10 protein-coding genes are annotated in these 13,644 nt (G+C 47.7%); 2 read left to right on the top strand and 8 right to left on the bottom strand.

Going from position 1 to position 13,644, the window contains the following annotated elements; translation table 11 throughout:
* Positions 1–22 precede the first annotated feature (22 nt).
* The 3 genes from AC0WRU_RS10570 to AC0WRU_RS10560 are packed head-to-tail and all read right to left on the bottom strand — an operon-like array spanning position 23 to position 3,557.
* The gene (locus AC0WRU_RS10570) at positions 23–1,669 is read right to left on the bottom strand and encodes a type 2 periplasmic-binding domain-containing protein (protein ID WP_476128614.1); all 1,647 of its coding nucleotides are present in this window, start codon (positions 1,667–1,669) and stop codon (positions 23–25) included.
* A 26-nt stretch (positions 1,670–1,695) separates the two neighbouring features.
* Complete coding sequence (locus AC0WRU_RS10565) at positions 1,696–2,583, bottom strand: carbohydrate ABC transporter permease (RefSeq protein ID WP_476128235.1); 888 nt, start codon at positions 2,581–2,583, stop codon at positions 1,696–1,698.
* Between the two features lie 14 nt (positions 2,584–2,597).
* Positions 2,598–3,557, bottom strand: coding sequence for an ABC transporter permease (locus tag AC0WRU_RS10560; protein WP_476128234.1), 960 nt, complete (start codon positions 3,555–3,557; stop codon positions 2,598–2,600).
* 259 nt (positions 3,558–3,816) lie between these two features.
* On the opposite strand from AC0WRU_RS10560, the gene AC0WRU_RS10555 reads away from it, so the two are divergent.
* The gene (locus AC0WRU_RS10555) at positions 3,817–4,716 is read left to right on the top strand and encodes a hypothetical protein (RefSeq protein WP_476128233.1); all 900 of its coding nucleotides are present in this window, start codon (positions 3,817–3,819) and stop codon (positions 4,714–4,716) included.
* A gap of 187 nt (positions 4,717–4,903) precedes the next feature.
* Here the strand turns inward: AC0WRU_RS10555 and AC0WRU_RS10550 are convergent, their stop codons facing one another.
* The 3 genes from AC0WRU_RS10550 to AC0WRU_RS10540 form a co-directional block, all read right to left on the bottom strand.
* Positions 4,904–5,761 carry a DNA-binding protein gene (locus AC0WRU_RS10550; protein WP_476128232.1) on the bottom strand — a complete coding sequence of 286 codons (858 nt, stop codon included), beginning with the start codon at positions 5,759–5,761 and terminating at the stop codon, positions 4,904–4,906.
* Positions 5,762–6,027: 266 nt separating this feature from the next.
* Positions 6,028–7,527 (bottom strand): UxaA family hydrolase, encoded by a 1,500-nt coding sequence (locus AC0WRU_RS10545; protein WP_476128230.1) that lies wholly within the window; start codon positions 7,525–7,527, stop codon positions 6,028–6,030.
* A gap of 17 nt (positions 7,528–7,544) precedes the next feature.
* On the bottom strand, positions 7,545–9,038 hold the full coding sequence (locus AC0WRU_RS10540) for a tagaturonate reductase (protein ID WP_476128229.1): 1,494 nt from the start codon (positions 9,036–9,038) through the stop codon (positions 7,545–7,547).
* A gap of 273 nt (positions 9,039–9,311) precedes the next feature.
* On the opposite strand from AC0WRU_RS10540, the gene poxB reads away from it, so the two are divergent.
* Positions 9,312–11,036, top strand: coding sequence for a ubiquinone-dependent pyruvate dehydrogenase (poxB, locus tag AC0WRU_RS10535; protein ID WP_476128228.1), 1,725 nt, complete (start codon positions 9,312–9,314; stop codon positions 11,034–11,036).
* Between the two features lie 103 nt (positions 11,037–11,139).
* On the opposite strand, the gene AC0WRU_RS10530 is transcribed toward poxB, so the two are convergent.
* Positions 11,140–12,144 (bottom strand): LacI family DNA-binding transcriptional regulator, encoded by a 1,005-nt coding sequence (locus AC0WRU_RS10530; RefSeq protein WP_476128227.1) that lies wholly within the window; start codon positions 12,142–12,144, stop codon positions 11,140–11,142.
* 86 nt (positions 12,145–12,230) lie between these two features.
* A complete protein-coding gene (locus AC0WRU_RS10525) occupies positions 12,231–13,631 on the bottom strand; it encodes a glycoside-pentoside-hexuronide (GPH):cation symporter (RefSeq protein WP_025685571.1) in 1,401 nt (466 codons plus the stop codon).
* Between the last annotated feature and the right edge of the window lie 13 nt (positions 13,632–13,644).

The raw sequence follows: 13,644 nt of genomic DNA, 5'->3' as shown, positions 1-13,644 counted from the left end.
CTTATCGGTTCAATAAATCAGATCATTTGTCGAACTTTTCGATTTTCTTGAGGTTTTCTTCATAGGCCTTTTGCTGATAGGCCATAACCTTGTCATAACCGGCTTTTCTGCGATCTTCCAAAAAGCGGGCAAACAATTGGTCGAATTCCTCATCCGAGGAAGCCAGCAGCAGCTTTGGCAATGCCTTGCCCCAGATTTGGTCTATCCGTCCTGACGCAATGCCCTCTGTCGATGTTCCGGTCGGTTTGATGTTGTCGTATTGGGAGAAGCCTTTCGTCTTGCCCTTCGTCCAATCCTCCGGTTGCTTGTATGGCTCCACGCTGGGCGGTGCCCACTGCAAATTCATATTCGTGTCCATCAGCATCCAGAAGGTGAAGGCAGCACCATACTTTTTATCAAAAGCAGCACGGTCCTTGTTCAGCAGCTCCAGCACCTCCGGCTTGAAGGCTGGCTTACCGTTAATCGTATCCCACAGCTTCCCCTGCTCCCCGAGGTACAGGTCACGGTTCCCTTCCTCGCTAATCAGGTAGGTCAGGAATTCAATAGCCCGCTCCTTGTCTTTGACATCCTTGGAAATGAGCGTCACCGTCCAGCCAGAAATACCCGGTCCAGCCAGCGTCGGCGGGTCCAGCTTGCTATTCGAGGGCCCATCGACCGCGATATAGACGGAGTTCGGGTCCTTCGCATACAGTGTAGCCTGTTGTCCGGCAAAGTCGGAGCGCTGATACAGCATGGCAAAATACCGGCCCTGTGCCACCTTTTCCTCCATCTGCGGACGCTTGTCAATAAATACATCCTTGGCGATCAGGCCCTGCTCATTCGCTTGACGGAAGGTCTTGAGCCACCGAATATATTCTTCGTCCGAACGGCGGTCGTACAGCTTTCCGTCCTTTTCATGGGGAATGGCTAGAAAATTGAGTAAATAGTCTTCAAAAGAGTAATTCCCGTTATCCGTAAATTCGTGGAACCCAATCGGGATCAGCGGCTGACCGTTCACATCAGGAAATTTTTCTTTCGATTTTTGAAGCGCTTTCAAAAACCCTTCCGGTGTTCTCATATCCGGCTTACCAATCGCCTCATACATGTCCTTCCGCACCATAAACGTCTGGTTAGAAACAAAATTTTGCCCGTATTTTTGATAATCCTGCGGTGAAGAGGAAGCATTGGGATAGCCGTATACATTTCCGTCCGGTTGCTGATACCAGGACATTTTCGCCGGGTCAGCCATTTTAATCAAATACGGATCGTATTTCTCGGCCAGCTTGTTGAGTGGAAGCACCATTTTGCCCTCGATCATTTTTTTTACTGCATCCTCCCCCCAACCGAGCGTCACAAAATCAGGCAGCTTGCCCGAGGCCAGCATGGTATTAAGCTTCTCATTTTCATTCCCTGCGGGTACGATAAAATTGACGCTGACCCCGGTTTTCTGCGTAACATACCTCGAGGTCTCATCCGTACCCCACTTGTTCGGGAACCAGGAAAAGTTCAAATACCAGTCAAACGTAATCGGCTCCGTATCCGCCTTCCATCCCGGTGCATCTGCCGTAGCCTTTGTCTTCTCGTCCTTTAATTCCGTGACAGCTCCGCCTCCTCCGGACGTACATGCCGCGAGCGAACCCGCCAGCAGAACGGCGGCCAGCAGCCCCTTCTGCCATTTGCGAATGTTCATCATAAATCTCCCCCTTGGATGATGTTCTATCCTTTGATCGAGCCGATCATCAGACCCTTGACAAAATATTTTTGCAGAAAAGGATACACAAGTACAATTGGCAGTGTCGTCACGACCATCGTCGCCAGCTTGATGGACTGCGAGGTGACGGACTGGGCAACAATCCCCGGTGCAGCAGACATCATCTGATTAGAGCTGGATTGGGCAACAACCCGGTACAAATACGTCTGAATCGGCTGAAGGTCCGTATTATTGATATAGATCATTCCGGTAAAATAATCGTTCCACTGGTACACCCCATGAAAAAGCGCAATCGTCGCTACCACGGGCATGGATACGGGAAGCACAATCCGGCAAAAGATACTGAAATCGTTCGCCCCGTCTATTTTCGCCGCTTCCTCCAATGCATCCGGCAGCTCCCGGAAAAAAGCCATAAAAATTATAAGATCAAAAAAGCTGAACATCGCCGGAATAATATACACCCAAAAGCTGTCCAACAGCCCGAGATCACGTATCAGCAAATACGTCGGAATCAATCCCCCGCCGAAAAACAGGGTTATCGTACCGATCAGCATATACAGCTTGCGCCCAATCAGCTCCCTTCGGGAATATGCATATGCAATCATGGCGGTAAAAAACACATGTACAATCGTGCCGATTATCGTCTTGGCAATGGTCACCCCCATCGCGGTCATAATACCGTTGTTCGCAAACACGGCCTGATAGCTGCCCAGACTAAATACTCGCGGCCACCAGTAAATACCGCCCCGCATGGCGTCTGCTCCTTCGTTAAAGGAGTTCACCAGCACGTACCACACCGGATACAACGTTACAAAACATATGATCAGCATGAAGACGCTGTTCACGACATCGAATATCGCTTCGCCTGTCGTTTTGCGTTGTAATAGCTGCATGCAGCCGTCCTCCTTCAGAATAGGGATGTATTATTAATCCGCTTGGTGACCGAATTGGCGATCAGCAACAACACAAGAGCAAGAACCGATTTCAGCAACCCCACTGCGGTCGAATATGAGAAACGCCCCTGCTGTATGCCCACCTGATATACATAAATATCCACGACATTACTTGCGCTTTCATTCAGTGAGTTACGTAAGACGAGAATCTGGTCAAAGTTAGAGTTCAATATCCCGCTGACCGCCAAAATAAACAAAATGGATATCGTGCCCTTGATCGCAGGAAGTGTGACGTACCACATTTTCTGAAACCGTCCAGCTCCGTCAATGGTCGCCGCTTCATACATATCCGTCGATACACCCGCCATGGCTGCCAAATAAATAATGGCTGACCATCCAAGCTCCTTCCAGATATCCGAGCTGATGACAATGGCCCAAAAGTAACTCGGCTCCGCCAAATAACTGATCGGCTGGTCGATCCAGCCCCAAGCCAGCAACAGATGATTGATCATCCCGGTATCTGCCAGCCACGTCGTTAAGATCCCGCCAAGAATAACCCATGATAAAAAATGAGGAAGATACGAAATGGTCTGAATGGACTTTTTAAACCGCGTAGACCGGATTTCATTCAGGAACAAAGCAAATAAAATGGGCAACGGGAACCCGATTGCCAGCTTGAGCAGACTGATGCCCAGCGTATTTTTGACAACATACCAAAAGTTATCATCCTCCAGAAAGGCCCGAAAATGCTCCAGTCCCGCCCAAGGTGCGCTTGATAGGGTGCCAATGATGTCAAAATGCTTGAACGCAATCAGAATGCCGTACATCGGAATGTAATGAAAAATAATCATCCATACCACACCTAACAGCGCCATGGTCTGCAAATGTCTTTGTTGCACCCATTTACGAGCCAGTGCTCTCCCTTTTCCGGGCTGGCTCGGCGGCTGTTGTCGCGGCCTCCATTCTGTACTCATACGACAGACCTCCCTTCTCTATAATGTAAGCACTTACATTTCTTATTTTAGAGGCATCCGCTGTTCATGAGTAGTACCGATTTTTTTGATTTTGGTGTCTAAAGTTCAGGTAGCAGCATTCCGAGTCGCAGAATATTTTTGGCCTGTTGCGAATTTTTCACAATCTATTGATTTACGAAGAAGACTATCCAATGGTACGATAAGCCTATATATTATTCCAATCATTACCTATACATCTAGATCAGGAGGATTAAGAAGAATGGAAGAATTGGTTCGTTCGATTCAAAAACAGATACGGATTAAAAAGGTAGCCTGCTGGGCGGGAATCATTTTGTTTGGCCTGTGTACTTTAGTCGGCGTTGCGGCTCAAGAATGGCTTTTGACGATTCTTTCCCTTGGGATAACGGTTTTATCCGCTTATGCTTTAAGGCTGTTGCGCGGTATGACCCGGTTTACTTCGGAATATCAGCCAGGAAAGGGCCACTGGTACTATCGCCTTACAGTTCAACAAAAGCTGCGTTATCTCACCTGGGCACAATGGGTTGTAGGCATCTCTATCGCCCTGATGTTTTTCGTGTTTCATGCCCGACTGACTTCTTTTGTCATAACTATTTTGTGTATCCTCACTATTCAATTTAGTATCAAGAAACGGATTAAAAATCATCAGGAGCCTGATGCTGCCGAGTTAGTTGAGTTTGTGCGTTTGGGGATCATCTCTCCCGATGAGCAGGCCATTGGAGTGTATAAAGATTTTGTGCATCTTACCCATACGTTTCGGGGGAACCAAATTATTATCGTGACGGATAAACGCCTGATTTCCGTGTTTATAGAGGAACAGGGTCGTGCGTTGAAAACGGAAATGCTGCTTTCGGGCATAAACAAGGTACGAGCGATCGGCACTGGTTTCCAGGGTCGTGGATTGCTTTTGTCAGTGAGCAACCGTGACCATAACGAGCTTCACGTTCATATGGTCGGACAAAGTATTTTCTTTTCTCCAGAGCAGTTCGTGAGCTCCTTGCTACAAGCATTGGATGGGGCCTTAAAGAGCAGTCCATACCAAATGGAAGAAACATTCCCGGCCTACCAGCAGTTGAAAATTTCATTGCATCCATCAGATCAGGGTGTTCTGCATAAGCCTACTACGGCTCAGTATTCATGAAACACCAAATAGCAAGCAAGCCCGGTTCCTAATGAGCTTGCTTGCTATTTGGCATGATTTAGCATACTTTTACATCATTTATCTAGTTGTCGGAGAGCTTCTTTTCTACTTACTTCTGTCCAATTAATGATTTGCTCCATGATAAAACACGGAAATGAGGTCATGACTTGTAACAAACACCAGCAAGCTAAACAGACTGAGCGACAGAGGCTGTGAAATCAATTTTTTCATCCTTTAACACTCCTTTTAAAATAGTTATATATTGGTCTTGCTGTGTTGCCGTAGCTTGGGTTCTGAAAATCTCAAATATTGCGGTACACTTCCTGAATTCATGCTCATGCTCCATACCCAGGGTATCTGACAGCATGAGGGATTGCAGAATATAGTTCAGCGCAACTGTAAACCGCTGCTGCTTGATGTAGTAGAGAGACAATTGATAGCAAAAGCGAAAATAATAAGACACATTCACAGGCTCTTCGAGATATTTGAAATCGTCAATTTGTTCAGCAAAGGGTTCAAGCACAGCCTCTAAAGGATAGTCGTGCCTGGATGCCCCCTCCACGATGGAAAGAAGCCCCGGTAACAGTTCTTCAGGATTGTCCTGAAGAAATTGAACGTATTCCTGCAACACATCAAAACGGCCTGACAAAATATCAAGGGCATACAGATTGGCTTTGGCGGCATGGCGATAATACTCGACTTCCGCTTCCCCGTGAGGATCAAGACCATTAAACCAGCCCAATTCCGAATACTTTTCGATGCAATCTCGGGCTTCATCATATTTACCCTGTTTCTGGAAGGCCATTCCTCTCATCAGATGACTGTATCCATAGTAATATACTAGTGGACGTTTGGTATGTATGGGTTGTACGGATTTCTTGTGCGCTTTGTAGAACTGTAACTCCTGATACTTCTGACTGGCACGGTCGTACAGATGATCACATAAAGCAATCATATTGGCTCCGTCGTTAAACGAAAATGACAGCTTAATCATGTTAACAAGTGTGTCTAAATCTGTGATGTCGGAGTGAACAAGATCATCCACCCTCCCCACCTCCTTGTCCGACTTTTCATATTCACCAAATAGAAGTTCGCCAAGCAAAAGAAAGAACTGAACACCGTTCATGATATGATTTAATGATAAAGTAACTTAATTACGTAACTATTACTTAATTAAGTTATATCATAAAATCAACTATGCCGCAAGCTTTTTATAATAATAAATTCCAATTATGCATTATGCCGAAGCAGGTCACGCCAACACAAAAAAGGAAGCGGAATCCTTCCGCCTCCCCTACGTTACAACCTCTTTTACAACGTAACACCGTTTTTAAAAATAGCCAGCTCTCTGAAATTGTTCTTCTCGTTGTTCACCCAGGTTCCGCTGGCTACATCGACAATGTAATCCACAAAGCTGCGGAGTGCATCCTCCATGCTAACATCCTCCACCAGTGAACCTGCATTGTAGTCGATCCAATGGGGTTTGGCCTTATACAGCGGCGAGTTGGTCGAAACCTTCATCGTCGGAACGAAGGAACCGAAAGGCGTACCGCGTCCAGTTGTGAAAATAACGAGCTGGCAGCCCGCTGCCGCAAGCGCCGAAGAAGCAACCAGATCGTTCCCCGGTGCGCTGAGCAGGTTGAGTCCCTTGGTTTTGAGACGCTCCCCATACTGAATGACATCGGTGACCGTGGAGGAGCCAGACTTTTGCGTACAGCCCAACGATTTATCCTCCAGTGTCGTGATGCCTCCTGCTTTGTTGCCCGGCGACGGATTTTCGTATACCGGCTGCTTGTAATCCAGAAAATATTGCTTGAAATCGTTAATCAGATGCACGATTTTGCCGAATACTTCCTCGTCTGCCGCACGTTCCATGAGAATCGTCTCCGCGCCGAACATTTCCGGTACCTCAGTGAGTACCGTCGTTCCGCCCTGCGCGGCCATATAATCCGACAGCCGACCGAGCAGCGGATTGGCGGTAATACCGGACAGGCCGTCAGAGCCGCCGCATTTCAGCCCGATATTCAGCTCAGCTAAAGGTACAGGCTCTCGCCGATCTTCCTGCACAGCCGCATAAATTTCATGAAGCAGCCGTACCCCTTCCTCCACTTCATCCGATACTTCCTGGGAAAGCAAAAACTTTACCCGTTCCGGGTCATATTCCCCGATGGCTTCCTTAAACTCCTTCATTTCATTGTTCTCGCAGCCTAAGCCAAGAACCAGCACGCCACCTGCATTGGAATGCTTGACCGCATCAATCAAAATCGTGCGCGTATATGCATGGTCGTCTCCCAACTGGGAACAACCATAGTTATGCTTGAGCACAAGTGCATTTTCAAAAGGCGAAATATCGCCCGCTTCCTGCTTGAAACGATTTAAAATAAGTTCGGCAATCCCGTTCACACAACCGACCGTTGGTACAATCCACAACTCATTGCGAATCCCCACGCGGCCGTCCTTTCGTCGATAACCCTGAAACGTACGACTCTCCTGTTCATATAAATGAGGCGCGGGTTTAGGCTTATAAGTGTACTCCTCTACGCCCGTCAGATTCGTCTTCGTATTATGCGTATGCACATGCTGCCCTGCCTGAATGGGCTGAATGGCATGACCGATCGGATATCCGTATTTCAGCACGTTCCCGCCTTCAGGAATGTCCTGCAACGCAATTTTGTGCCCACGCGCCACATCCTCAGCCAGCTCCACGCGCTGTTCTGCTTGCGCTCCCCACGCCAGCGTCTCGCCCTGCTTGTAATCACGCAAAGCGACAGCCACGTTATCTTGATCATGAATTTGAATGAATTCCAGCATTCCAGTCTCCTCCTTGCTTATGCTTTGGGCACGCTGTTCCCGGTTAGAGAATCCAGCGTCTCCTTCATTCCCCTGCTTGTAATCTCATACACATGCTGTGCCGTCTGTTCAGCCAATCCTGCAATCTGGTTCAGGTCTTGCCCCCACCAGGTCTGCTTGCCCAGTATCTGCGCCGTTAATTGCTTCGCTCCGGCAAGTGTTCCATCATATCCGCTCCACAGCTCGCCAAACGCGGTCAACACTTCCGCTTCATCTGCCAAAACAATCGGCTCGCCGTCTCTCTTTCCACGGTAAAATACGAATAAAGACGCCAGCGAAAATACCGTTTTGGTAGGTAATGCCTTATGCTGCTCCACATATTGAAGCAGGGAAGGCAAATTACGTGTCTTGAACTTGGATACCGAATTCAATGCAATGCTCATGACATAATGACTCACATACGGATTATGAAACCGTTCAACAACATCATCGGCGTATACATTCAATTCCGTTGCTGGCGAATCCAGCGTTGGAATAACTTCTTCTCGAATGAGTGACTGGATAAAAGCACCCACGACATCATGCTCGACCGCCTGCCCTACCGTATCCAAACCATATAAATAAGCGACAGGCGTAAGCGCCGTATGTGCCCCGTTCAAAATGCGTACCTTGCGTGTACGGTATGGCGCCATATCGTCGACGATCAGTACGTTCAGTCCAGCCAGATGAGCAGGTAATTCTTCCTTGAGCCATTGTGGGCCTTCGATGACCCACAGGTGATACTGTTCACCGACAACGACCAGACTGTCCTTATAACCCAGCTCTGCTTGAATCTCTGTGATCCGGTCCTTGGGATAACCCGGCACAATCCGATCCACAAGGCTGTTACAGAACGTATTCGCTTCCTCCAGCCAGGATGTAAACTCAGTCCCAAGCTTCCACTGATCTGCATATTTCAACACAATTTCCTTGAGCGCATCTCCATTGCGGTCGATCAGCTCGCATGGGATGATAACCAGGCCCTTGCTTTGATCTCCATTGAAAAATTGAAAGCGCTTATACAGCAAAGCAGCCAGCTTACCCGGAAAGCTCTTTTGGGGGCGATCCTCAAGCCGATCCTCCGGTCCGTAAGCGATTCCTGCCTCCGTCGTATTTGATACGACAAAGCGCAGCTCCGGTTTTTGGGACAACGCCTCATATTCTGACCAATCTGAGCCGTACGGGTTAAGCCCGCGGGTGACGCATTCCACAACGGTATGCTCCTTCACGGCCTGCCCATCCTTCATCCCTTCGAGAATAACCGTGTACAGGCCATCCTGCTCATTAAGCTTCTCTACGAGACCTCCTGCCTGCGGCTGTACAATGACAACACCCGTATTCCAATCGGCCAGCTTATTCATTTTGTCAAATTGCCAATCTACAAAAGCACGCAGGAAATTCCCTTCCCCGAATTGCAGCACTCTTTCAGGATGCGCCTCTGTCACGATAAAGCTTTTTCTGTTTAATTGGTCCAATTCATCTACTTGTTTCATCCGGAGTAACCTCCCATTAATTACCTTAATGATTTCAACAATATTTTATCACAATGCACACGTTAACAAAATAGTTTTCTCAATATTTTTAGTTTTATAAATTATTAATGACAATAATATGAACACGTTAACATATAAACTATGCAACCTTACGCGGATCTATGATTTTCTTCCCACTGTTTCGCACCTGAACCAAGACGGTTAAGACTAATTAGAATAGATGCAAGATAGCATGGGCAGGATAACGTTACTTACTAGGCAGGAGGAACATCTATGAAGACAATCGCAGATACTATTGTAGAAGTTTTAGTCAATGCAGGGGTCAAGCGAATTTATGGTATCGTTGGAGATTCTTTAAATAATATGGTCGATTCCATTCGCAGCAACGGTCAAATTGAATGGATTCATGTGCGGCACGAAGAAGTGGCAGCCTTTGCAGCCGGGGCAGATGCCGATCTTACCGGCAGCATTGCAGTTTGCGCTGGCAGCAGTGGTCCCGGAAATCTACATCTTATTAACGGATTATATGATTGTCATCGCAATCGGGTACCTGTACTCGCTATTGCGGCCCATATTCCAAGCGACGAAATTGGAAGCGAATATTTCCAGGCTACGCATCCCGAGCATCTTTTCGGGGAATGCAGCCACTTCTGTGAAGTCATTACGACTCCACGACAAATTCCAAGAACCATTACGATGGCTATACAACAGGCGGTTTCACGTTCAGGTGTCTCCGTCATTGTTCTTCCCGGAGATGTGGCGGCTTTAGCAGCGGAAAAGGCGCCTATTCCCGAACATGTCTACCATCCCACTGCACCTGTGGTGCATCCGTCAGCTTCTGAAATTTCCCGGCTGGCCGAGTACCTGAATGAAGGTAAACGAATCACTTTGTTATGCGGCTCCGGCTGTGCTAAATCCCATGAGTTGCTCATGCAATTGTGCGACAAGCTAAAATCCCCTATGGTCGCTGCCCTTCGAGGCAAGGAATACCTGGAGTATAACAATCCTTATTATGCAGGCTTGACAGGTCTGATCGGATATTCTTCCGGATACCATGCGATGATGGATTGTGACGTCCTGCTTATGCTCGGAACAGACTTTCCTTACAGACAGTTTTATCCCGAAAATGCAGTTGTGCTGCAAGTGGATATAGAGCCTGCCCACCTCGGCAGACGCACTCCTTTAACGTATGGGCTGTGCGGGGATGTAAAAGCAACGTTGGAAATGCTGCTTCCTCATTTAACGACAGAGCATGATTCCAAGCATTTGGAAAAAACCGTCTCTCACTATACCAAGGTGCGTCAGGAGTTGGATGAACTGGCGGTTGGTAAACCGGGTCATACGCCGATTCATCCGCAATATCTCACCAAGGTAGTTAGTGATGCCGCGCATGAAAATGCCATTTTCACCTGTGATGTGGGTACGCCTACCGTGTGGGCAGCACGTTATTTGCAAATGAACGGCCAACGCCGACTGATCGGCTCCTTCAATCACGGAACGATGGCAAGTGCATTGCCGCAAGCGATTGGGGCACAAGCCACTGAGCCTGGCCGACAGGTGATTGCTCTCTCTGGCGATGGCGGATTGACGATGCTGATGGGCGATCTCCTCACCCTGAAACAGCATCAGTTACCTGTAAAAGTTATTGTTTTCAATAACGGCGCCCTCGGTTTTGTTGAGCTGGAAATGAAAGCAGCCGGTTTTTTGGAAAACGGTACCGCGCTGGTGAATCCTGATTTTGGCGCAGTCGCGGAAGCTATGGGTCTCAAGGGAATTCGAGTCGAAGATCCGGCGATGCTGGAGGATGCAATTCAACAGGCATTGGCTCACGATGGTCCTGTGGTGGTGGATGTGGTGGTAAACCGTCAGGAGCTATCCATGCCACCTAAGATTAATCTCAAACAGGCTGAAGGTTTTTCGCTATGGATGATGAAAGCTGTGCTGAACGGGCGCGGTGACGAAATTATTGAACTGGCAAAAACCAATCTTTTAAGATAGAAAGCCGCCGCACTCGCCCAGATTTGAATACCAAAGGGCAGGAACAGCGCGTCATGCACTGAACCTGCCCTTTTTGGTCTGCCTTTTTCCAATAAAATCAAGCTTAACGTTGCCTGTCTGCCGTTGATTTCCGCTTCATGAGCGCGGTTTCCATAAATATAAGCTCGCCCTCGTTCGATGGTGACTGGATTCGTTCCATAATGCAGGCGGCTCCACGCGCGCTAATCTGCTCAATCGGTCTTTTGACCGTCGTTAACGGCGGGGTCGTATACATCGAAAAGCCGATATCGTCAAAGCCAATGACCGAGATATCGTCCGGTACCTTTAAGCCGTGCTCGAATACCGCGTTCATCGCCCCGATAGCCATGTCATCGTTAGAGCAAAATACCGCTGTCGGCGGTTCCTCCAAGGAAAGTAACTGCTTCATCGCCTGGCTTCCGCTTTCGGTGTCATAATGTCCATGCACGATGTATTCGTGCCGAATCGGCTTGCCGCTGTCAATCAGCGCATTCATGAAGCCTTCGCGCCGTTGCTGGGTGGACTTAAAGCCTTCTACCCCTTCAATGATCGCGATGCGTTCATGTCCGCTTTCAATGAGAAAGGTAACTGCCGCATAGGACCCTTCCTTATCGTTGGAAATGACATTCACAATACCTGCCCCGGGCACCTGCCGATTCAGCACGACGAGCGGAATACCCTGACCGAGCACATGATAAATAAACGGGTTGTCCGCCTCGCTCTGACTCATCAGGATGATGCCGTCAAAACGCTTGCGGTGAATGGCTGAAAAATCGGCGTAATCGTCAATCCCTCGCACGAACAGATTGTAATCCACCCCAATGACATGATTAACTCCACGGATGGTGTCCGCAAAAAAGCTGGAGCTGGTGCCTTCTGAAATACTGGTGAAAAACAGGCCTATCGTATGCGAGCGCTGGAGGACAAGGCTTTTGGCGTTAAAATTTGGAATGTAATTGAGTTGCTCCGCCAGCTCCATAATTTTGCGTTTGGTATCTTCTTTGATTAGTGGGCTGTTGTTGAGCGCCCGGGAAACGGTCGTATGGGAAACATTCGCCAATTTGGCAATGTCTTTAATGGTAGCTGCCATATACGTATCCTTTCTTTACTGAGGCTCTAAAAAATTATATACCCACCATACCACAAGAGCCGTCCGGAAAAGAAGACTTTCACAAATTATACGCGGTTATCAGCATGTCGACGCTGTAGCTCTTGAACCATTTCTGCGTGTCTGCTGTCTGTCAGCTTGTACATTTTACCGATTACCAGCATGGCAATGAGCAGGGCAACAGCCGGATAGAGACACAGCAGCGCCTTGATTCCGAGCAGCGTTCCTGAGGTTTGAACTACATTCGGGACATATCCGATAAACGCCAGCCCGATCCCGGACAGAAAGCCGGACAAGGATTGAGCCAATTTGCGTGAAAAGTTAAACAGCGAGTAGGTAATCCCTTCCTTCCGCTCCCCGGATGACCATTCGCCGTAGTCAATGATATCGGAGACAAAGGCCCAGGTAACCCCGTTAGGAATACTAATACCAATAAACGAAATACTGGCCAGAATGGTGAAAATATATACATTCGAAGGCATAAAGAAGTTCATGGAGTCGGCAATGACACTGACCAGCATCCCAAGCATGGCTGTTTTTCGTTTACCGAAGCGCCGCACCAGCTTGGGCAGGAACAATACACCCAGCAAAGAAGAACCGATTATAATAAAATTCATATAAGCCATTAATTCTACATGTCCCAAATTATATTCGGCAAAATAGATCAGTAACGCAGACTTGATATTGTAAGCGGATATGGTGAAAATCGTCATCAACACGAGTACCAGCAGAGGCTTGTTGGTCGTAAAGGTATGCACGATCACGCCAAAAGAAAGTTTTTCCTTCGGTCCCGACTGACTGACAATACGCTCCTTCGTTCCCCGATAGCATACGATGAAAGCGATCACACCAATGAGAGACATGATCCCCATCACGACTGGATATCCAACATGATGGTTAGGAAACAGTAAAATAAGCGGCATGACAATGACACTGGTTACGAACAATGCGCCCAGTGATCCTGCCTGACGGAAAGATGACAATGAGGCACGCTGAATAGTATCCTGCGTAATGGCGGCACCCAGCGAGCCGTATGGAATGTTTACAATAGAATATCCAACACCCCAGATCATATAAGACGCATAGGCGTAAATGAGTTTGCCTGTGGGTGAAATATTCGGTGAAATAAAGGTAAGAACCGTAAGAATAGCAAGGATAACGCTTCCAACGATAAGAAAAGGTCTAAATTTTCCGCGTGTACCAATATGCTTTCGATAATCAACAAAGGACCCGACAATTGGATCACAGACGGCGGCAAACAGCTTGCTGACCAAGAAAATGATTGCGGCTGCTCCTGCTGAAACCCCTGCTACATCCGTAAAAAATTTCAGCAAATACAACTGCCCCAAATCAAACATGAATCCGTTTCCAAAGTCACCCATACCATACGAAATCTTTTCTTTCAGGCTGATATGCTCACCTGTCTTGTTGTCAGTTTGGATGCTCTCCTGAACGATAGGCACTCCCATAGCCTGCTCACTC

This window comes from Paenibacillus sp. 1-8 (assembly GCF_056316205.1).
This window is presented reverse-complemented; position numbering and strand designations above follow the sequence as displayed.

What these genes read in the sequence shown, in the direction of transcription:
- AC0WRU_RS10540 (WP_476128229.1), bottom strand. Translation starts at nt 9,038, where the DNA reads ATGAAACAAGTAGATGAATTGGACCAATTAAACAGAAAAAGCTTTATC.
- AC0WRU_RS10555 (WP_476128233.1), top strand. Translation starts at nt 3,817, where the DNA reads ATGGAAGAATTGGTTCGTTCGATTCAAAAACAGATACGGATTAAAAAG.
- AC0WRU_RS10525 (WP_025685571.1), bottom strand. Translation starts at nt 13,631, where the DNA reads ATGGGAGTGCCTATCGTTCAGGAGAGCATCCAAACTGACAACAAGACA.
- poxB (WP_476128228.1), top strand. Translation starts at nt 9,312, where the DNA reads ATGAAGACAATCGCAGATACTATTGTAGAAGTTTTAGTCAATGCAGGG.
- AC0WRU_RS10565 (WP_476128235.1), bottom strand. Translation starts at nt 2,583, where the DNA reads ATGCAGCTATTACAACGCAAAACGACAGGCGAAGCGATATTCGATGTC.
- AC0WRU_RS10530 (WP_476128227.1), bottom strand. Translation starts at nt 12,144, where the DNA reads ATGGCAGCTACCATTAAAGACATTGCCAAATTGGCGAATGTTTCCCAT.
- AC0WRU_RS10545 (WP_476128230.1), bottom strand. Translation starts at nt 7,527, where the DNA reads ATGCTGGAATTCATTCAAATTCATGATCAAGATAACGTGGCTGTCGCT.
- AC0WRU_RS10570 (WP_476128614.1), bottom strand. Translation starts at nt 1,669, where the DNA reads ATGAACATTCGCAAATGGCAGAAGGGGCTGCTGGCCGCCGTTCTGCTG.
- AC0WRU_RS10560 (WP_476128234.1), bottom strand. Translation starts at nt 3,557, where the DNA reads ATGAGTACAGAATGGAGGCCGCGACAACAGCCGCCGAGCCAGCCCGGA.